General features: G+C 71.8%; 19 protein-coding genes and 1 pseudogene. 14 read left to right on the top strand and 6 right to left on the bottom strand.

Features of this window, described 5'->3' with window-relative positions; all coding sequences use genetic code 11:
• Positions 1-74 precede the first annotated feature (74 nt).
• The 4 genes from AC067U_RS35680 to AC067U_RS35665 all read left to right on the top strand — a co-directional run bounded on the left by AC067U_RS35680 (position 75) and on the right by AC067U_RS35665 (position 4,020).
• A complete protein-coding gene (locus AC067U_RS35680; RefSeq protein WP_478834008.1) occupies positions 75-1,010 on the top strand; it encodes an NADP-dependent oxidoreductase in 936 nt (311 codons plus the stop codon).
• A gap of 93 nt (positions 1,011-1,103) precedes the next feature.
• On the top strand, positions 1,104-1,991 hold the full coding sequence (locus AC067U_RS35675; RefSeq protein ID WP_478834007.1) for a GNAT family N-acetyltransferase: 888 nt from the start codon (positions 1,104-1,106) through the stop codon (positions 1,989-1,991).
• Between the two features lie 499 nt (positions 1,992-2,490).
• Positions 2,491-2,847 (top strand): transglycosylase family protein, encoded by a 357-nt coding sequence (locus AC067U_RS35670; protein ID WP_478834006.1) that lies wholly within the window; start codon positions 2,491-2,493, stop codon positions 2,845-2,847.
• Positions 2,848-2,988: 141 nt separating this feature from the next.
• A complete protein-coding gene (locus AC067U_RS35665) occupies positions 2,989-4,020 on the top strand; it encodes a LacI family DNA-binding transcriptional regulator (protein WP_478834005.1) in 1,032 nt (343 codons plus the stop codon).
• A 105-nt stretch (positions 4,021-4,125) separates the two neighbouring features.
• Here AC067U_RS35665 and AC067U_RS35660 read toward each other — a convergent pair whose 3' ends face one another.
• Positions 4,126-6,900, bottom strand: coding sequence for a glycosyl hydrolase (locus AC067U_RS35660; RefSeq protein WP_478834004.1), 2,775 nt, complete (start codon positions 6,898-6,900; stop codon positions 4,126-4,128).
• Between the two features lie 387 nt (positions 6,901-7,287).
• Here AC067U_RS35660 and AC067U_RS35655 point away from each other — a divergent pair, with 387 nt between their 5' ends.
• The 5 genes from AC067U_RS35655 (at position 7,288) to AC067U_RS35635 (ending at position 13,193) form a co-directional block, all read left to right on the top strand.
• Positions 7,288-8,616, top strand: a complete 1,329-nt coding sequence (locus tag AC067U_RS35655) for an ABC transporter substrate-binding protein (protein ID WP_478834003.1) — start codon at positions 7,288-7,290, stop codon at positions 8,614-8,616.
• A 112-nt stretch (positions 8,617-8,728) separates the two neighbouring features.
• Positions 8,729-9,688: a carbohydrate ABC transporter permease gene (locus tag AC067U_RS35650; RefSeq protein WP_478834002.1), complete on the top strand. Its 960-nt coding sequence runs from the start codon at positions 8,729-8,731 to the stop codon at positions 9,686-9,688.
• Positions 9,685-10,590 (top strand): carbohydrate ABC transporter permease, encoded by a 906-nt coding sequence (locus AC067U_RS35645; protein WP_478834001.1) that lies wholly within the window; start codon positions 9,685-9,687, stop codon positions 10,588-10,590. Before AC067U_RS35650 ends, AC067U_RS35645 begins: the two co-directional genes overlap by 4 nt.
• Positions 10,591-10,738: 148 nt before the next feature.
• Positions 10,739-12,139, top strand: a complete 1,401-nt coding sequence (locus AC067U_RS35640) for a GH1 family beta-glucosidase (protein ID WP_478834000.1) — start codon at positions 10,739-10,741, stop codon at positions 12,137-12,139.
• 184 nt (positions 12,140-12,323) lie between these two features.
• Positions 12,324-13,193, top strand: a complete 870-nt coding sequence (locus tag AC067U_RS35635; protein ID WP_478833999.1) for a hypothetical protein — start codon at positions 12,324-12,326, stop codon at positions 13,191-13,193.
• 65 nt (positions 13,194-13,258) lie between these two features.
• Here AC067U_RS35635 and AC067U_RS35630 read toward each other — a convergent pair whose 3' ends face one another.
• Positions 13,259-13,624, bottom strand: a complete 366-nt coding sequence (locus AC067U_RS35630) for a hypothetical protein (protein WP_478833998.1) — start codon at positions 13,622-13,624, stop codon at positions 13,259-13,261.
• 120 nt (positions 13,625-13,744) lie between these two features.
• Here AC067U_RS35630 and AC067U_RS35625 point away from each other — a divergent pair, with 120 nt between their 5' ends.
• The gene (locus AC067U_RS35625) at positions 13,745-14,446 is read left to right on the top strand and encodes a 2-phosphosulfolactate phosphatase (protein WP_478834084.1); all 702 of its coding nucleotides are present in this window, start codon (positions 13,745-13,747) and stop codon (positions 14,444-14,446) included.
• Positions 14,447-14,506: 60 nt separating this feature from the next.
• On the opposite strand, the pseudogene AC067U_RS35620 reads toward AC067U_RS35625, so the two are convergent.
• Positions 14,507-14,860 (bottom strand): annotated as a pseudogene (locus AC067U_RS35620) (hypothetical protein); the annotation flags it as partial.
• Positions 14,842-16,254 (bottom strand): hypothetical protein, encoded by a 1,413-nt coding sequence (locus AC067U_RS35615; RefSeq protein ID WP_478833997.1) that lies wholly within the window; start codon positions 16,252-16,254, stop codon positions 14,842-14,844. The pseudogene AC067U_RS35620 and the gene AC067U_RS35615, both read right to left, overlap by 19 nt.
• A gap of 298 nt (positions 16,255-16,552) precedes the next feature.
• Here AC067U_RS35615 and AC067U_RS35610 point away from each other — a divergent pair, with 298 nt between their 5' ends.
• From AC067U_RS35610 to AC067U_RS35595, 4 genes are all read left to right on the top strand, one after another.
• Positions 16,553-17,656 carry a PP2C family protein-serine/threonine phosphatase gene (locus AC067U_RS35610; RefSeq protein ID WP_478833996.1) on the top strand — a complete coding sequence of 368 codons (1,104 nt, stop codon included), beginning with the start codon at positions 16,553-16,555 and terminating at the stop codon, positions 17,654-17,656.
• A gap of 59 nt (positions 17,657-17,715) precedes the next feature.
• Positions 17,716-18,123 carry a YciI family protein gene (locus AC067U_RS35605; RefSeq protein ID WP_478833995.1) on the top strand — a complete coding sequence of 136 codons (408 nt, stop codon included), beginning with the start codon at positions 17,716-17,718 and terminating at the stop codon, positions 18,121-18,123.
• A gap of 8 nt (positions 18,124-18,131) precedes the next feature.
• Entirely contained in the window at positions 18,132-19,277 is a 1,146-nt protein-coding gene (locus AC067U_RS35600; protein WP_478834083.1) for an RNA polymerase sigma factor, read from the top strand.
• Positions 19,278-19,442: 165 nt separating this feature from the next.
• On the top strand, positions 19,443-19,745 hold the full coding sequence (locus AC067U_RS35595; protein WP_478833994.1) for a putative quinol monooxygenase: 303 nt from the start codon (positions 19,443-19,445) through the stop codon (positions 19,743-19,745).
• 142 nt (positions 19,746-19,887) lie between these two features.
• On the opposite strand, the gene AC067U_RS35590 is transcribed toward AC067U_RS35595, so the two are convergent.
• Positions 19,888-21,381, bottom strand: coding sequence for a hypothetical protein (locus AC067U_RS35590; protein WP_478833993.1), 1,494 nt, complete (start codon positions 21,379-21,381; stop codon positions 19,888-19,890).
• Positions 21,382-21,706: 325 nt separating this feature from the next.
• Positions 21,707-21,790, bottom strand: an 84-nt coding sequence (locus AC067U_RS35585) for an aggregation-promoting factor C-terminal-like domain-containing protein (RefSeq protein ID WP_478833639.1), incomplete at its 5' end; no start/stop codon positions are given.

Genomic DNA, 21,790 nt, shown 5'->3' with positions numbered 1-21,790 from the left:
GCCCTCACCTCCCACCCCTCTTACCCGGCCCGGCTGCCCGGCGGCCCGGCACAGACTTCATCAAGGAGATCCCCATGAAGGCAGCAGTCATCAACCAGTACGGCCAGGTCCGCGACGTCGTGCGGGTCACCGACGCGCCCGTCCCCGGCGTCGGCCCCCGCGAGGTGCTCATCGAGGTCCGCGCGGCCGGCGTCAATCCGGTGGACCACCTGATCGTCAAGGGCTTCCTGAGCGCGGGTGAGCCGACGCAGCCGCTGGTCATCGGCAACGAGCTCGCCGGTGTGGTGACCGAGGTCGGCCGCGAGGTCACCCGCTTCGCGGTGGGCGACGAGGTCTTCTCCCGCGTCGACCCCCGGGTGGGCGGTGCCTTCGCCGAGTACGTCGCCGTGGACGAGTCACTTGTCGCCGCCAAGCCGTCCGGCCTGACGTTCGAGGAGGCCGCCTCGCTGCCCCTGGTCGCGCTCACCGCCCTGCAGGCCCTGACCGAGCAGGCCGACGTACGGGCCGGGTCCCGCGTGCTCATCCACGGCGCCGCCGGCGGTGTGGGCTCCGCCGCCGTCCAGATCGCCAAGCAGCTCGGCGCCGAGGTCGTGGCCACTGCCGGTGCCGGGAGCGTGGAACTGGTCCGCGAGCTCGGTGCCGACCGAGTGATCGACTACCGGGCCGAGAAGTTCGACGAGCTCGTCTCGGACGTCGACGTCGTCCTGGACACCATCGGCGGCGAGACCCAGGAGCGGTCCTTCGGCGTACTGAAGCCCGGCGGAACGCTGGTGTCGATCGTCGTCATCGCGGACGCCGAAGCCAGGAAGGCCCGGTGGAACGTCGAAGCCCGCAGCTTCTTCATGCGCCCGCACGGCGAGCAGCTGGCCCACCTCGCCGGCCTGGTGGAGTCCGGACAGCTCCGGCCGATCGTCGAGAGGGTCTTCCCGCTCGACGAGGCCTCCGAGGCCCTGCAGAAGGTGGAACGGGGCGGCGCCCGCGGCAAGACCGTCATCAGCGTCCGCGCCTGACGGCGGTGGTGGCCGATCGGGAGCAGCCGGTCACATGGCTGAATGGCGGTGGGCGGGCCGCCCCCGAGTCGAGGTCATCCGGGATCATGGAGCATGCTCCCGGATGACTGGCACCTCACCCCCGACGTCGACGATTTCCTCGCCCGAGCCGGGGACTTCCTGTGTTCGCGCCCCGCGCTGCACAACCTGTCTCTGACGGACATCGAGAAGCTGCGGATGCGCCGGGCGGCCGATCACGGAGCCGAGGCCGCCGTTTTCGGCCGACTGCAGTCAGGAAGCGAGGTCCGTGCGGCCTTCCATCTCCTTCCGCGCGGACGCCTGGGCCTGACGGCCCTCTCCGCCGAACAGACCGACACCCTCGCCGCTCACCTGGCCGGACTCGGTCACTCCCCCTCCAGCGTCATCGCGGACCACCACACCGCCGGCGCATTCGCCGAGTCATGGCGGCGGACAACGGGCGCGACGTCGGTGCCTTTCTGGCGGACGCATCTTTACCGTCTCGGTACGCTCACCCCACCACAGCCGCGCCCGGAGGGCCGGGGACGCCTGACAGACAGTGCGGACCGTGAGCAGGTTGTGCGCTGGTGCCGTGAGTTCTGTGTCGACGTCGGAGAACAGCCCTCCATCGACCTGATCGACGCCGGATCCTGGAACGACTCGCGTTTCGGGGACAGGCACTTCACGTTCTGGGAGACCCCGGATGGCGCTCCCCTCTCCATGGCGGCCTCGACCTCGATCGTCGGCGGCATGGTCCGGGTGGACCCCGTCTACACCCCGGCCCACCTCCGCGGCCGCGGCTACGCGGGAGCCGTGACGGTCGAGGCGAGCAATGCCGCGCTGGCCGCGGGCGCGACGGACGTCGTCCTGTTCACGGACCCGGACAACCCCACCAGCAACGCCCTCTACCAGCGCATCGGCTACGTCCACGTCGCCGACTTCGCCGGGTACGCGTTCTCCTACGGCGCACCACAAGCCGGTTGAGGTTCCTGATCGACGCGAACACACCTGCCGCATTCCGGCTGCGACCGCCGCCGAGCGGCTGACGAAACAGGCACGCCGAGGACCGCAGAGCCCCCTCCTCTGCGAACGAGGGACCGGCGGGCGGGTCAACGCCTGCTCGACGACATGCATCGACGCGCTGCCCGCGCCGGCGAAGGGCTACGTCCGGGAGCCCCGCGCCGGCGGGCCCGGCGTCGAGCAGCCTCCGGCCGGTCGGATGCCTCGCTGACGCGCTCCGCAACCCGGGAGCGGCCGACTCGCGCGGTCAGGGTGACCCGGCTGCGGGACGTGCGGTGCTGCGAGCGGGCCCGTGCCCGGACCGTACCGGCCGGGGCGCCGTACGGGTGATGTCGCTCGTTCGCCCGCCGAGAAGGGCCGGAGCGGGCGTGGAGGCGTGCTGTCCTGCCTCCACGGCCGCATGGCCGTGATCGGGACCGGCCCGGCCTGTGGGGCCGGTCCGTCAGAGAGCCGAGGAGGACTGATGTCTCGTTCCAAGTACGGCCTGCGAACCGGGAGCACCCTGCTGGCACTGCTCTGTGCGGTGCTGCTGGGCCAGACCGCGCTGACCGGATCCGGGGCCCACGCGGCCGCCCACCGATCGAAACCCGGCATCGACTGGGATGCGATCGCCCGGTGCGAGTCCGGGGGCAACTGGCGTGCCAACACCGGCAACGGGCACTACGGCGGCCTGCAGTTCACCCAGTCGAGCTGGCGGGCGGCAGGTGGCCGCAAGTACGCCGCGCGAGCCGACCTGGCCTCGAAGCCGCAGCAGATCGCCGTTGCCAGAAGGCTGGCCTCGATCCAGGGCATGGGGGCCTGGACCTGCGCCCGGCGTTAGCCCGCGGGCTCACCGCCACACCGCACCACCGGGGGGCCTGCCTCTGGGAGCGCTCTCAGAAGTCAGGGCGCAGCGTCTATCCTGTTCGGCGTCGGAGCGGTGGTGCGGCGTAGGCCGCGGACGGAAACTGGAGGGCCTGCCTTGCCCGAGCTGACCGGGGGGCCCTCCCCCCGCCCCACGCTGGAAGCCGTCGCCGCGCGGGCCGGCGTGTCGCGGGCAACGGTCTCACGGGTCGTCAACGGCGGTACGGGCGTGCGCCGGCCGCTGGTGGACAAGGTGCGCCAGGCGGTCCGGGAACTCGGCTACGTGCCCAACCACGCGGCCCGCTCGCTGGTCACACGGCGGCACGGTGCGGTCGCCGTGATCATCGCGGAGCCGGAGTTCCGGATCTTCTCGGACCCGTTCTTCGAGAAGCAGGTACGCGGGATCAGCCGGGAGCTGACCGCCCGGGACACGCAACTGGTGCTGCTCTGGGTGGAGGGCCTCGGCGACCACGAGCGCATCGCGCGCTATCTGGAAGCGGGCCATGTGGACGGGGCGCTGGCCTTCTCCCTGCACAGCGACGACCGGTTGCCGGCGCTCATCGCGCGGAGCAGGGTCCCCGTCGTGTTCGGGGGCCGCCCGGCGCTCGAACCGGGACTTGCCGTGCCGTTCGTCGACTGCGACAACCGCGGCGGCGCCCGGGCGGCCGTGCAGCACCTGGTGTCCCTGGGGCGCCGCCGGATCGGGCACATCGCCGGCCCCCGCAACCAGACGTCCGCGCTGGACCGGATCGCCGGCTACCAGGACGTGCTGGTCGACGCCGATCCGGCGCTGCTGTGCCAGGGCGACTTCACGCGGGAGAGCGGGGCTCGCGCCATGGCCGCGCTGCTGGACCGGCGGCCGGACCTCGACGCCGTCTTCGCCGCCAATGACCTGATGGCCGCGGGTGCACTGCGCACCCTGCGGGAACGGGGGATCCGGGTGCCGGAGGAGGTGGCGGTGGTCGGGTTCGACGACATGGACGCCGTGGTCCGGGATACCGAGCCGGCGCTCACCACGGTGCGCCAGGACATCGAGGGCATGGGACGGCTCATGGTCAGGTTGCTGATGCGCGTGCTGGACGGGGCGGCCGACGCGGCATCGGCGTCAGTGATCACGCCGACGAGCCTGGTCCGGAGGGTGTCGGCTTGATGGGTTGTTGGGTTGATGGCATGAGGGCATGACGGCGGCGGGCGCGGGGGCTCGTGCCCCGCGCCCGCTGTCATCGGTCATAGGTCATTGGTCATTGGTCATTGGTCATGCGTGCGGGATGACCAGCACGGCGGTGTCCGTGCCCGTCCGGAGCCGGGAGTCGGCGCTGCCGATCGCGCTCCAGACCTCCAGCCGGATCGTTCCGCCGCGCAGATCGCCGAGCGTGCCGGTGGCGGACTTGAGGCCTCGGGTCTGGTTGTACTCCTCCCAGCCCGCGACCGGGTCGGTGGCGAAGTAGTGGTAGGTCTCCGTCCGGTCGAAGGTGCCGTCGCCGGTGAGGTCGTAGCTGACCCGGGCCTGCTGGCCGAGGCCGACGGCCGGGCCGGCGTCCACCGGCAGGCGGAACGCGGTCGTGCCGCCCGCCCGGAGGGTGCCGTTCACGCCCTTGGCCTCGTAGACCAGCGGCTTGTACGGGGTGCCGTCGTGGTTGGTGCCGTCGGCCGAGGGGATGGTGTCGCTGCCGGGCGTGCCCCCGGCGGCCGTGGTGAGCACCCCGCCGGAGCGGAGGCGGTAGGTGTCGCCGCCGGAGGGCTCGGGGTCCGGGTCGGGGTCGGTGCCCGTCCCGGTGGCGGTGGCGGTGGAACGGGGCGGCACGCTGAGGGTCCTGCCGTCGGAGAAGGTGACCGTGCGGGTGGCGGAGCCGTGGTTGTGGGCGGCGTAGGTGCGGGTGCCGTTCCTGCTGAAGACCGCGGAGGTGGGGATGTCCCCGGTCACCGACGGGTCGGGGGCGCCGAGGGCGTTCAGTGACGTGATCCAGTGGTAGGTGTGGGCCTTGGACTCGCCCGCCTCCGGGGTGTATCCGGTGTTGCCCGCGTCCCATTTCGCCTTCGCTGTCCCCGGGTCGGCCAGTGACTGGAACTCCCAGAGGATGTCACGCCATTCGGCCGCGGGTCCGCCGTTCTCGCGTTCCATCTCGGCGATGTTGCGCCGGACGGCGTCCTTGTGGCCGCCCAGGTGGAGCGATCCGCCGGTCACCGGGAGCACGTTGATGCCGTGGATCTCCTCGGGGTTGGCGGTCCACCAGGTGGCGTAGGCGGCGCCGCTGCCCCAGACCATGCCGGCGGTGTCGTGGCCGAAGGAGGCGGGGAAGACCTGCCCGTCGGCGTCGAACCAGTACTGGGCGATCGCCTCGCCCTCGGTGGCGAGCAGGTAGGAGCCGAGGTCGCGCAGGCCGGTGTCGCCGGTGGCCGAGCCCCAGAGCACGAGGGCGGCGCTGAGGTTGGTGGATTCCGAGGAGGACTCCTGGTTGTTGCCGGCGGCGAAGCCCTGGTGTCCGGAGGCCCAGCTGTGGCCGGCGTAGACGTCGAAGCCGCGGAGGAAGGGGAAGGCGCTGTCGGTGCGGGAGGGGTTGGCGGTGTCGCGGATCAGGGTTTTCACCATGCCGCCCCAGGCGGAGTCGGCTGCCCAGCCCGGATCGTACTGGGCGACGATCGCGCCCGCGTACACGTAGTAGCCGTAGTGGAAGTGGTGGTCGTTGAGTTCGGTGTCGCTGCCGTAGGAGGCGGGGTAGCCGGTGAGGGTCTTCCAGGTGCGGTCGTAGGAGAACTCGTTGGCGCCGCCCGCGGTGAACCAGTCCTGGAGGCGGCCCTTGAGGAGGGTGAGGAGCCGGTCGCGGGTGGCGGTCTCGCCGATCTGTTCGGCGAGCGGCACGAGCTGGGCGAGCCGGCCGAGTGCCTTTCCGGTCCAGTAGGTGTCGACGGCCCCGGAGAACGGGTCGGCGGCGTACGCGACCTCGTTCAGGTGGCCGCGCAGTCTGGCGGCGTCGACGTCGCTCGTGCGGGGCAGGGCGGGGAGGACCGGGGCGGCCCTCTGGGTGGTGGTGAAGGCGGTGCCCTCACGGACCTTCATGGTGCCGCGCGGTGAGACGTAGGTGTAGGGGGTGAGGGGGTCGGTGGTGTGGAGCCACTGATGGCGGTAGAGGGCCTGGAGCGTGCCGCGTTCGGTGCCCTCCTTGGCCTCGGTGGTCAGGGTGTACGTGGCGCGGACGGTGCCGGCGGTGGTGCTCCAGTCGACGCGGGACCCGGTGACGAAGCTGAAGGCGTACTTCCTGTAGGTCGCGAGGGCGTCGGTGGAGGGCAGGACGGCGACGGAGAAGTAGTTCCGGCCGCCGAGCCGGGCGCTGATCGTGGTGTCGGCGATGTTCCAGTCGGTGCCGGTCGGGGCGAAGAGTGCGTAGTGGTGGCCGGCGACGGTGATGCCGAGGACGTTGCCCTGGTCGGCGAAGACGGTGGGGGTGCCGGCGGTGGTGACGCGGGCGTCGCCGCCGGTGCCCTGGGCGTACACGAACGGGCTGCCGTGGCCGATGGTGGTGCGCAGGGTGCGGGTGCCGTCGGACCAGTAGGGGGTGACGGTCCAGTCGGACCAGGAGTCGGCCTTGGTGTCGGGCGAGTTCAGGCCGGCCAGGCCGACGGTGAGGTCGCGTTTGTGGGGGAACTCGTACTGGCGGCCGTCCCCGACCACGGCGGGATGGGTGGGGTAGCCGATGTCCAGCCCGCCTGCGCCTGCCTGGTAGGTGAGCGGGTGGCCGTACATGGGGGTGGAGTACGGGTTGTCGCCGTAGCGCTGGAAGGCGAGCGAGGACCACCAGTCGTTGGTGGGCACCGGTTTGTCCGCGGCGGCGGGGGTGACCTTGGGGGTGACGGGCGTACCGGTGTTGGTGGTGGGGCCGGAGGTTCCGGCGGGGCGGGTGTCCGAATGGCTTCCGGCGCCGACGGGAACGGTGGCGGCTGCCACGGGGCTCGCGGCCGGTCCGAGTCCGACGGCCGCCAGAGCGGCGGCCAGGACGAGGGGGGCGGCTCGGCGCGAGTGGGGGACGGGCATGGGGAACACCTCATGTCATCGCGGTGGGTCATGTCCGGGACTCGTATCTGAGAGCGCTCTCAGCTGGCCGGAAACGTAAGACTCCCGAAACGTGGGTGTCAAGGGAGCGCGTAACAAGGGAAGTTGGGGCTGATTCCGGGCCATTGCGGCTTCGAGTCTTGACGGATCACGTCCGCCGCGGGCACGCTCCCCTCGCCGACTGAGAGCGCTCTCAGGCTTCGCTCACGCTCGTCCCTGCTCGTTCCCGCTCCATCCCGCTCCATCCCGTTCGTTCTCGCTGGTTCTCGCTGGTTCTCGCTGGTTCTCGCTGGTTCTCATTCGTTCGCGCTGGTTCACGTCGGTTCTCGCTGGTTCTCGTTCGTTCCCCGGAGTCAAGGGAGGCTTCCCATGCCCACTGCCCGACCCGTCGCCAGAACCGCCGGCACACCAGCCGGCACCGCAGCCGTCCGTCTGGGGGTGGTCGTTCTCGCCGGGGCCCTGCTCGCCGCCTGCGGCAGCTCCCCGGAGGGCGGCGCCTCCGGCAGCGCGGACGGCAAGGTCACGATCACCGTGGACCTGTTCGGGTCCTTCGGGTACGAGGAGGCCGGGCTCTACGCCGAGTACGAGAACCTGCACCCGGGCGTGAAGATCAAGCAGACCGACACCGAGGACGAGGCCGACTACTGGAAGTCGCTGCAGACCCGGTTGGCCGGCGGGGGCGGTCTCGCCGACGTCCAGGCCGTGGAGGTGGGCCGGATCGCCTCGGTCGCCCAGCAGCAGGGCGACAGGTTCGAGGACCTGCGCAAGCACGGGGCGGACGCGCTCAAGGGCCGGTTCGCCGATGCCACCTGGGCGGCGGCCACCGGGAAGAACGGCGAGATCCTCGGCCTGGGCACCGACGTGGGCCCCGAGGCGATGTGCTACCGCACCGACCTGTTCGCCCGGGCCGGCCTGCCCACCGACCGCGAGGAGCTCTCCAGGAAGTGGTCGACATGGGAGGGGTACCTGGAACTCGGCCGGCAGTACAAGGCGAACGCCCCCGACAGGAGTGCATGGCTCGACAGCGTGGGCAGCCTCTACTCGGTCATGATCGGCCAGCAGAAGGAGCGCTACTACGACGCTTCCGGCAGGCTGGTCTGGGAGACCAACCCGGCCCTCAAGGAAGCCTGGGAGGCGTCGGTGACGGCTGCTCAGGGCGGGCTGAGCGCCAAGCTGGACCAGTGGTCGCCGCAGTGGAACCAGGCGTTCGCCGCCGGTTCCTTCGCCACACTCCCCTGCCCCGCCTGGATGCTCGGCTACATCAAGGGTCAGGCGGGTGACGCCGGCAAGGGCAAGTGGGACGTCGCGAAGCTGCCCGCCGGGGCGGGCAACTGGGGCGGCTCGTACCTCGCCGTTCCGCGGGCCGCCAAGCACAAGAAGGAGGCGTACGAGCTGGTCACCTGGCTCACGGCGCCCGAGCAGCAGGCCAAGCTCTTCCGGAAGCAGGGCAACTTCCCTTCCGCCACCGGCGCCATCGCGCAGATCTCCGACGCGACCGACCCCTACTTCTCCGACGCCCCCATCGGCAGGATCTTCGGGGAGGCCGCGAAGGCAGCCCCGGTCCAGGTCCTCGGCGTCCACGACCAGAACATCGCCCAGCAGATCACCAATGCCCTGGGCGAGGTCGAGCGCAAGGGCACGGCCCCGGAGCAGGCGTGGGCCAACGCCAGGAAGGGCGTGGCGAACACCATCGGCTGAACCGGCCCGCCGGCCGCAGGCGGCGGCCGCCGACCGCTTCGAAAGGCTTCGCCTTCTCCCTTTCTCCTTTCTCCTTCCTCCCTCCCCCGGGCACCTCCCGAAGGGCCGCATCATGACCCTGACAGCAGACGCACGGACGGCACCGCGCCGGCCGTCCCCGCACCGGCCGTCCTCCATCCGGCACACGTGGCACAAGGCCGCCCCGTACGCCTACATCGCCCCGTTCTTCACCCTGTTCGCCGCCTTCGGGCTCTTCCCACTGCTCTACACGGCTTACGTGTCCTTCTACCGCGTCGAGCTCCAGACACCCGGCGACCTGCAGTGGCGCGGGCTCGGCAACTACACCGCGCTCCTCGGCGACGAGTTCTTCTGGATCTCGTTGCGCAACACCTTCACCATCGGGGTGCTCTCCACCGTCCCCCAACTGGTGCTGGCCCTCGGCCTCGCGCACCTGCTCAACCACAGGCTGCGCGGCCGGACGTTCTTCCGCACCGCCATGCTGCTTCCGTACGCGACCTCGGTCGCCGCCGCCACACTCGTCTTCGCCCAGCTCTACGGCCGGGACTTCGGTCTGGTCAACTACGTGCTCGGGTTCGCCGGCATCGATCCGGTCGACTGGCAGACCGGTACGGTCGCCTCCCAGATCGCCGTCTCCTCCATCGTCATCTGGCGCTGGACCGGATACAACGCGCTGATCTACCTGGCCGGCATGCAGTCCATCCCGCACGAACTCTACGAGGCCGCCGAGATGGACGGGGCCTCACGGTGGCGGCAGTTCTTCCACGTCACCCTGCCCGGGCTGCGGCCGACCATCCTCTTCACCGTCGTCGTCTCCACCATCGGGGCGACCCAGCTCTTCGGCGAGCCGCTGCTGTTCGAGGGATCCGTCTCCGGCGGCATCTCCCACCAGTACCAGACGCTCGGCCTCTACCTGTACGAACAGGGCTGGGGCTTCTTCCACCTCGGCCGGGCGGCGGCCATCGCCTGGGTGATGTTCCTGCTGATCCTGCTGGTCGTAGGCGTGAACGCCGTGATCGGGCGGCACCGTTCCCGAAAGGAGGCGGGCCGATGACCGCCCTCGCCGATCCGCCGGTCAAACGCCCGGCCGCCGCAACGCCCGCCCGGCGGGGCGGCCGCCGCCGTTCGCGGGCCGGGCGCACGATGCGGGGCGGACGGCTCGCCCACGTGATCCTGGTCCTGGCCGTGCTCGTTTCGGCCTTCCCGTTCTACTGGACGATCGTCGCGGCCAGCCGCTCCAACGCCGAACTGGCGCAGGTGCCGCCGACGCTCCTGCCCGGGCCGAACCTGATGCGCAACTTCCAGGCGGTGGTGGAGGAGGCCGACATCGGCAAGGCGCTGGTCAACTCCCTCATCGTGTCGGGGTCGGTCACCCTCGGCACGGTCCTGTGCTCCACCCTCGCCGGGTTCGCCTTCGCCAAACTGCGCTTCCGCGGCCGCGGCGCCCTGCTCGCGGTCACGGTCGGCACCATGATGATCCCACCGCAGCTGGGCGTCATCCCGCTGTTCATGCTGATGGCCGAGCTCCAGTGGGTCAACCAGCTCCAGGCCGTCATCCTGCCCGGACTGGTCTCCGCATTCGGCGTGTTCTTCATGCGGCAGTACCTGGCCCAGGCGCTGCCGGACGAGCTGATCGAAGCGGCCCGGGTCGACGGCGCCTCCACCGCCCGGATCTTCTGGTCGATCGTCGTCCCCGTCGCCCGGCCCGGCATGGCCGTGCTCGGCCTGCTGACCTTCATGGCCGCCTGGAACGACTTCTTCTGGCCCGTCGTCGCCCTCACGTCCTCCGAGCCGACCGTCCAGGTCGCCCTGCGCCAGCTCGGCGGCGGCTACGTCAACGACCAGTCCGTCGTCATGGCCGGCACCCTGCTCGGCACCCTGCCGGTACTGCTGGTCTTCGGCCTGCTCGGCCGGCAGATCGTCGGGGGCATCATGCAGGGCGCGGTCAAGGGCTGAGCACGCGAGGGCCGGGGCCCGTACGACCCGGACCCGCACGACGCGGGCCCGCACCACCCGGACCCGGCGCCCCGCCGCCGCCTCCGCGCGCGCCGCGCTGCTTCCACACACGCGCAAGAACCTTCTCACCTCTGGGAGATCCACCCTCATGACCACGCTCGACGCACGTCCCCGCACGGGGACGACACTCCGGTTCCCCGCACACTTCCGCTGGGGCACGGCCACCGCCGCGTACCAGATCGAAGGAGCCGCGGACGAGGACGGCCGCACCCCGTCCATCTGGGACACCTTCAGCCGCACCCCGGGCAAGGTGCGCAACGGCGACACCGGCGACATCGCCGCCGACCACTACCACCGCGTCGGCGAGGACATCGCGCTCATGCTGCGGCTCGGCGTGACCGACTACCGCTTCTCCATCGCCTGGCCCCGGGTCCAGCCGACCGGCCGGGGACCCGCCGTACAGAAGGGCCTGGACTTCTACCGGCGCCTCACCGACGAACTGTGCCGGGCAGGCATCCGGCCCGTGGCCACCCTCTACCACTGGGACCTCCCCCAGGAACTGGAGGACGCCGGCGGGTGGCCGAACCGGGAGACGGCGTACCGCTTCGCCGAGTACGCCGGCCTCGTAGCGGAAGCGCTGGGCGACCGGGTGGCGACCTGGACCACCCTCAACGAGCCCTGGTGCGCGGCCTTCCTCGGCTACGGCAGCGGGGTGCACGCCCCGGGCCGCACCAGCGCCGTCGACGCACTGCGGGCGGCGCACCATTTCAACCTGGCCCACGGGCTGGCCGTCCGGGCGGTGCGCGGCGCCGTGAACGAAACGGCCGAGGTGTCGCTCACCCTCAACCTGCACTCCCTGCGCGCCCGTACCCGAACGCCCCAGGACCTCGACGCGGCCCGACGGATCGACGCGGTCGGCAACCGGATCTTCCTCGACCCGGTCTTCCGCGGACGCCTCCCGGAGGACCTCGTCAGCGACACGGCTGCGCTCACCGACTGGTCCTTCGTGCGGGACGGGGACCTCCGGACGGCGGCCGCCCCGATCGACTCACTGGGAGTCAATTACTACTCCCCCACCATGGTCGCGGCCGGCACCTCCCCGTCACCCTCACCCTGGGCCGGCGCGGAACGGTACGTCCGCTTCGTCCCCGTGCCCGGGCCGCGCACCGCCATGGACTGGCCGGTCGACTCCGGCGGACTGCACGAGCTGCTGCTCCGGCTGCGGGACGACCTCCCGGGCGTGCCGCTGGTGGTCACCGAGAACGGCGCGGCGTACGAGGACTACGCCGACCCCTCGGGGCAGGTGAAGGACCCCGAGCGCGTGGCCTATCTGCAGGCCCATCTGGCCGCCGTGCACCGGGCCATCGAGGACGGCGCCGACGTGCGCGGCTACTTCCTGTGGTCCTTGCTGGACAACTTCGAGTGGGCCTACGGCTACAGCAAGCGGTTCGGCATCGTCCACGTCGACTTCCCCACCCAGCGCCGGACGTTCAAGAACAGCGCCCACTGGTACGCGGCCGTCATCGCCCGCGGCGGCCTCCCCGCCTGACCGCCGGGTCCGGCCGCCCGCAGGTCTGGTGACACGGACCGTTCGGGGGTGGAGAATCGAACCGGACCGGGATGCGGCAGCGGAGGGCGGGGGCGCTGGTGGGCGGTCGGGTCATTCGGGTGGGGCTGGGCATCGCCGGGGCCGGGTTCGTGGCTGGGTCCGCTTCGAGGCCGACGACGCGTACGTGACCTGCTCGGGCGGCACACCGGTGGTGGTCGTCCCCCTCAAGCGGCAGACGGGTCTCTTCGTGGTGACCGAGCGGCCCGCCGGGGTCGCGCTCTACGACGGTCGGACGGGCCGGCTCTCGATCACCGACGACACCGCCGCGGTCCCGGGGCCGTCCTACCCCATCAGCATCGCGGCCCGGCAGCGCGAGGGCACGGCCGCCGTGGGCGGCTTCAGCGACTGGTGGTTCGAGCGCAGTGGGTGGGACGCCTCCGAGGACGGTGCCAACGAGGGCAACGAGTCCGAGTTCACCCTGCGGTACCGGGACGAGGGCGGGGGCAGCGCGTACGTCACGCCGCTCACCCCGCAGGGGGAGGCGAGTTCGGTCGTGGCCGTGTCGACGGTGCCCACCCGCCATCGGGGTGGCGGGCTCGCGCCGATGACCATCCACCGCCTCGACCCGACGTGGTCCTCCCCGAAGGCGCTCGTCGCCCTGATCAAAGCCGAGTACCGGGACGTCTGCTGCTACAACGACGATCAGGTCTTCGAGGTGATACCCACCGGCGGCAGTACGTGGACGGCGACGGTCGGCAGCGAGCAGAACATCCGCTACCGGGTGGAGGGGCGGGGCCTGGTCGCCGGGCGCGAGGCGACCTGCCTGAAGGCCGCCGACGGTGCGCTGATCCGGTGTGGGTACGCGGCGCCCGGATCCCCGGAGGAACGGGAACTCCAGCGTCGCGAGCAGCAGAAGCAGCAGAAGCCACAGGAGGAGGGCCAGGCGAACGGCCCTCGCAGTGCGGGCGACCTCACGCAGTACACCATTGAGGAGCTGGCCGAACTACAGAAGCACGTGAGCGACGAGATGGTCCGTCGGCTGAAGTCGGGGTAGCCGGCGGGGGGGCGCCGGCACGGAGCACCGCACACCGAGCGCCGCACGCCGCACACCGAGCGCGGTCAGGGGCCTTCGTCGAACATCCCGGCCTCCACCTGGAGGGCCAGCGTCTGCAACACCTCGACCGAGGAGACGTCGGTATGCCCCCCGTCATGTGCCATGGCCAGGCTGGTGTAGGCCAGGGTGAAGCCCGAGATCATGGTCTGCAGAGCGGGACCGAGGGCGTGGGCGACGAGGCGGGCCACCTCGTGCGGGGCGGCATCGGCGGGCACGCTGATGGCGGGCAGCATTTCGTTCAGCATCTGCGTGACCACGAGCGATTCGAGCTCGGATCCCCCTTCGTCCTCACCGGCTTCCGCGGCACGACGGATCTCTTGGGCTTCGGTCAGGATGCCGATCACTCGCTTGAGGATCTCAGCTCGTTCCATCCCCGGAGCGTAGCCCCGTTTCGGCAGCGCTCCGCGCCCGCCCGGCCCGACTCGCCCCGGCCGGCGTGATGCGCGTCACTGGCTCGGCGCTTCGGATCGGACATGGCCGATCATGGCCGGATGGACGCTCGTTTTGTAAGCATCGCCGAGGTGGTCGAAGTCCCGTCCGTGGCGGTCGTGGTCGACGTCATGCGTGCTTTCACGGTGGCTGCCTGGTCCTTTGCCCAGGGGGCGGAAAAGATCGTGCTTGCCGGGTCGCTGGACGAAGCCCTGGCGCTCAAGGCTCGCCACCCGGATTGGGTGGCGCTCAAGGACGGTTCGCCGGCGACCGGGTTCGACACGGTCAACTCCCCGGGCCTGCTGAGGTCTCTCGACCTCGGCGGACGCACCGTTGTGCAGAAGACCACGGCGGGAACGGTCGGCGCCCTCGCGGTCAAGGAGGCGTCTCTGGTGCTGTGCGCCGGCTTCGTGGTGGCGGAGGCAACGGCCCGGCTCTTGCGGACACGCACGTGTGACCGTGTCACCTTCGTGGTCACGGGCGAAGACGGGCAGGCCGACGAAGATCTGGCGTGCGCTCAGTACATCGCCCGGAGAGCCACTGGTGCCGCGACGGATGCGGCCGGGTTCCTCCGCCGCGCCGCCGAATCGCGAGCCGCCGCCGAGCTGGCGGCGGGTGTGCGTCAAGGAGCCCATCCTGATGACGTCGCACTCTGTCTTGAGCTCGACCGGTTCCCCTTCGCCATGGTGGCGGCATCGGAGGACTCGCTCATGGTCCTGCGTCCGTGCACCGTTCCTCCGCCGACCGACGGGGCTTCGACCTGACGGTCGGGCTCGGCGGCTACGGCCGGGGGTGGGGCGGAGCAGCAGGCACCGGGACAGCATCTGAACGAGGGCCAGGGTGCTGAGGGCGAACATCACCACGCCCAGCGGGACATGGAGCGAGGGCACGTGGGCGATGCCCAGCACGACCTGTGCCGAGGCGAGCAGAAGGAAGCCCGTGGCGTACAGGACGGGGCGGGGTGACCCACCGCCCGGGCGCCAGGCCAGGATCGCGGCCAGCACGTACAGCATCGACGCGCCGTACCTCACGCGCGATCCGACGTGGTGCACCTCCCCGGCGAGGGGCGAGGTCAGCAGCATGCCCGCGGTGGCGGCCTGGAAGAAGAGGGTGAGGGTCTGCACAGGCGGACGGCTGACCGGCCGGCTGAGCGGGCGGGTCAGGCGGACGGTACCCAGCGCGCCGGCACCGTTTCCGCCTCCCGCACCGCCCCCTGGTGTCGGGCGGCTGCCAGACGGGCACCCTGCTCCGCGACCGGCAGCACATCGGTGGGAGTGCCGCCCGACTCCGGCGGCACGGCACGCTGCCCCATCAGTTCCACCCGAAGGGCCTGCTCCGCCGGGAACACGTCGGCGGGCAGGAACCACGAGGCGGCGCCGGTGACGTCCACCCGGTGCAGCAGGCCCTCGGCGGCGAAGTGCAGCCGGTAGCCGAGGTACTGCAGGTCGGTGTCGAACAGCAGGGTGCCGGTGACCTGTCCGCGGGCCTCCCGTGCCCAGCGCGCCAGCCTGGCCACGGCGAGCGGCAGCCTGCGTGCCCGACCGATCGACGCCGCGTATCCGTCGGCCTCCACCCCGCCCTCGGCGAAGCGGCCCGCGCGGGTGAGGGTGATCGGGCCGGGCTCGGCGCCGGTACGGAACTCCAGCCGTCCGTCACCACCGCCGTCCGCGGTGTGGCGGTTCCGCAGCTCGATGTACCGGGCCGTGTTGAGCGCTGCCGTTTCGACGGCCGCGGCGACCACGGTGACCCGGGCGGCCGGGTTCCCGGTGAGGAGGGCCTCGGCCGTGGCCAGCGCGTGGTCTCCGCCGCCGGCCACGATCCAGCTGTCGGCGGCCGTCACCGCGAGCCGCCCGTACACCAGGGCGTCCCCGAAGCACAACGGTCCGGCGGCGTCCTCGGTGGCCCGCAGGAAGGCGGCGAACGCCCGGATCGCCTCGATCGGCGCCGCGACCGGGGCCGACAGCGCCGGATCGACGCGGTCCAGCAACGCCAGCACCTCCGCCGGGCCGCCCCGCTGGTCGAGCACGTCGACGAGGGCTGCCGCCGGGCCACTCGCCACCGGCCCCATCCTGACCAGGTCGGCCAGCAGCACACCGGCGGCCCGGTCGAAGGAGTGCAGCGCGGGGTCGGTGCCGGGCACGAGCTGTGCGGGCAGGCCCGGGGCGAGCGTCGGTACGCCCTCGACGTCGACGACGACCCGGTCGGCGGCCCCTGCGGGGTGGATGGCCACGACCAGACGGCGTTCCCGGTCCAGCGCCAGCTCGGCGGTGCCGTTGACCACCGGGCCGGAGGTGGCCAGCCGGTCCAGCCACATACGGACGGCCGTCGTCGGCACCCGTTCCGTGGGAGCGGCGTACGCGTAGGGGTCGAAGCCGCAGCTGATCAGGCCTCGTAGCTGATCGGGCGTGTGGCCGAGATCAGCGAGTACACCTCGGTGGAACAGGCCGCCGCAGTCGTCGACCAGCACGGCCCCAGCCGGGCGGGCCAGGGCCGCGGGCCCGCCCCCGATCATGATCGACACAGGCCGATCGGTGTTTTCCGGCATGGTCGCGCCCCCCGCGTCAGTGATCATGTAAGCCACAGTATCCGCGCGCACCGTTCGGCAAGACTTACGCCCGTATGTTCGATTACAAGTGCCGGTGGCACCTTCGGCTCCGGCCGGTCCCGCGTGTGCCGTGTCGCCGGACCTTGACCCAGGAAGACCCCGGGGTGGCGGCTCTGCCGGGCGCCGCAGGCCGGGGAGCCGGTCCGGGGCAGGCGGCCGACTCCGATTCGTCAGAGCGCTTCGCCTTCATTAAGTCGATATTCTGTGAAGTGTGATCGAGTCTGGACGGCCGCGGCACCGTCGGCGCCCCGGCCCGGGAAGACTTGTGCGGCTGTCGCCGGTCATCCTGACCGTCGTCATCGCCAGCCTGGCGTACAGCACCCCGCCGGAAATGGCTTTCAGCCGCCTCCTGCCCGCGGCGCCGGCCCTCGCCGCCGCCATGTGGCCGGTACTCCCCACCGTCCTGCTCGGAACGGTCTGCCTCCTTCTGATGATCGGCCTCAGCCTCGTCTTCCCCGACCTGGGGACGTGGTGGACGGTCGCGGGGATCATCGCGGTCACCGTGGCCGCCGCGTACGGAAGCCACGTCCGGCTGCAGCGGGAGCGCACCCTCTTCCAGGTACGGCTCGTCGCCGACGCGGCGCAGCAGGTGGTGCTGAGCCCCATGCCACGCCGCTTCGGCGATATCGAGATCGAGTCGCTCTACCTCGCCGCCGCGGCGGAGGCCCGCATCGGCGGCGACTTCTACGAGGTGGTCGACACGCCCTACGGGGTCAGGCTGCTCATCGGGGACGTGCGGGGCAAGGGCCTACCGGCAGTGGGGGCGGCCGCGGCGATCGTCAATGCCTTCCGGGAGGCCGCCTACGGCGAGACCGACATGGTCGCCGTCGCACGGCGGCTGGACGCCAGCAGCACCCGCTACAACGCCTCGTTTCCTCCGGAGGGGCCGATGGAGCGCTTCGCCACCGCCCTCCTCGTCGAGATCCCGCACGAGGGCGGGCGTATCGACATCCTCAATTGCGGACACCCCCCGCCACTGCTCCTGAACCGCGGGAAACTCCGTGTCCTCGAACCCGCGACCCCCTCACCACTGCTCAGCCTCGCGGAGCTGATCGGCGATCATTACAACATCGACACCTTCGACTTCGCCCCTGGCGACCTGCTGCTCTTCTACACCGACGGGATCGCCGAGGCCCGCGCCCGTGACGGCGAGTTCTTCCCGCTGACGGCCTGGATGGGGCGACAGCCCCCGACACCGCCCCGCGAACTGCTCACGGCTCTTCACCACGAGCTCCTCCGCTACAGCAGAGGGCGCCTCGACGACGACATCGCCGCCCTCGCCGTACGCCTGCGTGAACCACAGGGCACGGAGTCCCGCCGCCTCGGGAGCCGAGAAAAAACTTCGGACGGCGATGTCGAGAACCTGTGACCGGCTCCGTCCCCGCCATGAACGCGACCACAAGGGGTCGCGCCAGCGAGGAGATCACGATGGCCAAGTACTTGCTGCTCAAGCACTACCGTGGCGCCCCGGCGGCGGTCAACGACGTGCCGATGGACCAGTGGACGCCGGAGGAGATCTCGGCGCACGTGCAGTACATGCAGGACTTCGCGGACCGGCTCGAGAAGACCGGCGAGTTCGTCGACGGCCAGGCCCTCGCGCCCGAGGGATCGTGGGTCCGGTACGACGGTGAGGGGCGGCCGCCGGTGACCGACGGGCCGTTCGCCGAGACCAAGGACCTGATCGCCGGCTGGATGGTGATCGACGTCGACAGCCACGAGCGCGCCGTCGAGCTGGCCGGGGAATTGTCGGCCGCTCCCGGGGCAGGCGGGAAGCCGATCCACGAGTGGCTGGAGGTCCGCCCCTTCCTGGCCGCGCCGCCCACCATCACGGAGTGACCCCACCCATGGACGAGGCCCTGCTGAGGAGCCTCACGCCGAGCGTGCTCGGCATCCTCGTCCGCCGCGGAGCGGATTTCGCGGCGGCCGAGGACGCCGTACAGGACGCGCTGGTCGAGGCGGTCCGCGTCTGGCCGGCCGAGCCGCCGCGCGATCCGAAGGGGTGGCTGGTCACCGTGGCCTGGCGCCGGTTCCTCGACGCGAGGCGGGCGGACGCCGCCCGCCTCCGGCGTGAGGGCCTGGTCGACGCGGAACCGGCCGCCGGTCCCGCGCCGTCGGCCGACGACACGCTCCGGCTCTACTTCCTGTGCGCTCACCCCTCGCTGACGCCCTCGTCCGCGGTCGCGCTCACGCTCCGCGCCGTCGGCGGGCTGACCACCCGCCAGATCGCCCGGGCCTATCTGGTGCCCGAGGCGACCATGGCGCAGCGCATCAGCCGGGCCAAGCGCACCGTCTCCGGCGTACGGTTCGACCAGCCCGGTGACGTGGCCACCGTGCTGCGCGTCCTCTACCTGGTCTTCAACGAGGGCTACTCCGGCGACGTCGACCTCGCCGCGGAGGCGATCCGGCTCACCCGGCAGCTCGCGGCCGCGATCGACCACCCGGAGGTGGCGGGGCTGCTCGCCCTGATGCTGCTGCACCACGCGCGGCGCGCCGCGCGGACGGCGTCCGACGGCAGCCTCGTGGCACTCGCGGAGCAGGACCGCGGCCGGTGGGACACCACGTTGATCGCCGAGGGTGTCGGGATCCTGCAGGCTGCCCTCGCGCGCGACCGGCTGGGTGAGTTCCAGGCCCAGGCCGCCATCGCGGCACTCCACGCGGACGCGCCCACCGCGGAGGAGACCGACTGGGTGCAGATCGTCGAGTGGTACGACGAACTCGCGCGCCTCACCGACAGCCCGGTCGTCCGGCTCAACCGCGCGGTCGCCGTCGGTGAGGCCGACGGGCCCCGCGCCGGCCTGGCGGCGCTCGCGGAGCTGGACGACTCACTGCCCCGCCACGCCGCGGTGGCGGCGTACCTCCACGAGCGCGACGGCGACCTGGCGGCAGCGGCCCGGCTGTACGCCGAGGCGGCGCAGCGGGCGACCAACCTCGCCGAACGCGACCATCTGACACGCCAGGCCGCCCGGCTCAACGCCCGCCGATGCCGCTGACGGGTCGCGCTCGGGATCTCCGGCTCCATCGGGACCATGGTTGCCCGCTCCGGAGACGGGCTCGTCCGGCTTGCTGCCGGCCGGGTTCGGGCGGGCCGTGTGGCTGATGCTTGCCTGCTGAGACCCCGGTTCCCCTGCCGCGGCTGCTGATCTACGCTCGCACGCATGTCACAACCCGTGAGGCTTCACATACTGATCACCACCCTTCCGGGCCGCGGCCAGGAACAGGTCGATGCCTATGAGCGACTCGCGCCGATCGTGCGGGCCGAGCAGGGGTGCCTGCAGTACGACCTGCACCGGGTGGCCGACGATCCGGATCGGTTCGTCCTCGTCGAACTCTGGGCGTCGCGGGATGCGTTGGCCGCTCACGATGTCACCGCGCACATGGTTGCCGCTGACGCCGCCAGCCCGGCGTTCAGGGCGGGGCCGGCCCAGGTGATCGAGATCGAAGCCGAACCGGTTGCCTGAGCTGCGACGCCACCGGGTCTGCACGCCCTCGCCTTTGCCCCGGTCGAGTTGACCGAGTGGACCGGTGTCCCCGCTGCGTCCACCGGGGCGGCGCCGCGCAGGCCGGCCGGGCCGGCAACGCCCGTGGACCGCTGATGCGCGGTCAGGGAGTGCGGCGGCGGCGTCGGATCAGGAAGCCGGCCCTGACGAGGACGAGGACGAGGACGAGAACGACGACGATGCTCGCCGCGACCGCCGTCATCCCGACCGGGAGCGGTGTCGCGGCGCCGGGTGGTGCGGTCGGCTTGGTGGTGCCGGTGACCAGGACCTTGATCGGCACCTCGTTGTCCGACGGCTCGGTGTCGCCCGGTGGGACCGGCACCCAGACCCGGCCCCGGGCACCGGGCACCGCGCGGTCGATGTGCAGGGCGAGCATGATGCGGAAACCCTGCGAGGGGCAGCGGACCGTCCGCGCCGTGAGGTCGTCGGGAGTGCACCAGCCCTCCTCCGACGGGAAGTTGCCCGGCTCGGGCGGAGCCGCCGGCGACACCCCCTCGGGCAGCTCCACCCGTACCTCGTCATGGGGCGCGGGAAAGCCGTCCGTGGTCGTGGGCAGCGGCACTTCCATCGTGGCGCCGCCTCCGACCCGGCCGGTGACCGTCGCGCCTTCGGGCCGGAAGAAGTACACCCCCACGGGCACTCCCGCCGACCTGAAACGGAGGCGTTCGACGGCACCGCCGGTCAGCGCGGCCGCGTCCGTTTCGCGCAGACCGAGCGCGCGCCCCGAACCGGTCGGCAGCGCGCGGTACTCGGCGACCTCGGCCGCGGACAGCTCCTCGATCGGCCGTACGGAGTAGTCGTACATGCCCTCGGCCCGGCAGCACTTCCGGTTCACCGCCCGGAACTCGCCGTCCACGGCGTACCCCTTGCCGGGGCTCAGTGGCCCTGGGAACTCGCACGAGACGGCGTCCCCGGGTTCTGCGTAGTGGCAGTTGCCGAAGGCGCGCGCGAAGGCCAGGTCCTGGCCCTCGTCGCGGGGCAGGGTGCTCACCACCGAGACGCGCAGGACCACCGTGCCGGGCGTCGGCCCGCCGGTGTTGACGAAGGCCGGTCGCAATGCGGGCGGCGCACCGCGGTCCGCCTCCGGGAGCGTCATGACCCCCGGGTACGGCCGGAGACGGAAGGACGGCACCCCGAGATGGATCCGCGTCCGGGCCGGCGGCGGGAGCTGCGCGCGGCCGGTGAAGCGCACCGTCACCGCACCGGCGTACCCGGGCGTCGCCGACGGGCGCGCCACGAGCAGGAACGGTACGTCGGGCAGCAGGCCGTTCGCACCGGGGTGGCAGGTGATCCGGTTCCCTTCGCGCCCGCAGGCCGCGTCCGTTCGTGTGACCGAGACGCTGTCCGCGACCTCGGAGAGGTCGTAGTCGGCCCTCAGACCCAGGTGCGGCAGGCCGGCCGGGAGGGGAGACACGACCTGGAAGAGGGCACCGCCGCCGGCGACGGTGGCAGCGGGGTCGTCGAACGGTACGAAGAGGTCCGCTCGCCGGCCTTCCAGCAACGCGGACGGGGACTTCGGTGGGGACGCGGCTGGGGACGCGAACGGTCGGCCCTGGGCTCCGAACGCCGGAGTCGGCACCAGGAGAGCCATCGCCAAGGCCGTGCTCCCGATGGCGGCCCGGACGGCCCGTACCGCGTACCGTGCAGGCCCGACGACCGCTGCTGCCACCGTGCTCCGCCCCCTGCCCGTCGCTCTCGTTGGTCCCGGCAGGCTTTCACAGCAGCCGGGCAGGCAGGCGGCCGGGGTGCGGGCGGTGGGCGGGGCCGGCCTGTGTCGGGTACGGAACGGGGCGTGCCGGCACGTGCGAAGCATGGCCCGCCGTGGATGCGGAAGGCCCCGGTGGCCGGGCCTGGGGAGGCCGGCCGCCGGGGCCTGCGTGTGTCGTGGTGCGGCGTGGGGTGTGCCGCGGGGTCACCGGTGTTTAGTACCAGTGGTTGGCCTGCCAGAAGTTCCAGGCGCCGACGGGGGAGCCGTAGCGGGAGTTCATGTAGTCCAGGCCCCACTT

The organism is Streptomyces sp. NPDC043853, assembly GCF_056436025.1.
The sequence above is the reverse complement of the archived record's forward strand: the minus strand, read 5'-3'. Positions and strand labels throughout refer to the sequence as shown.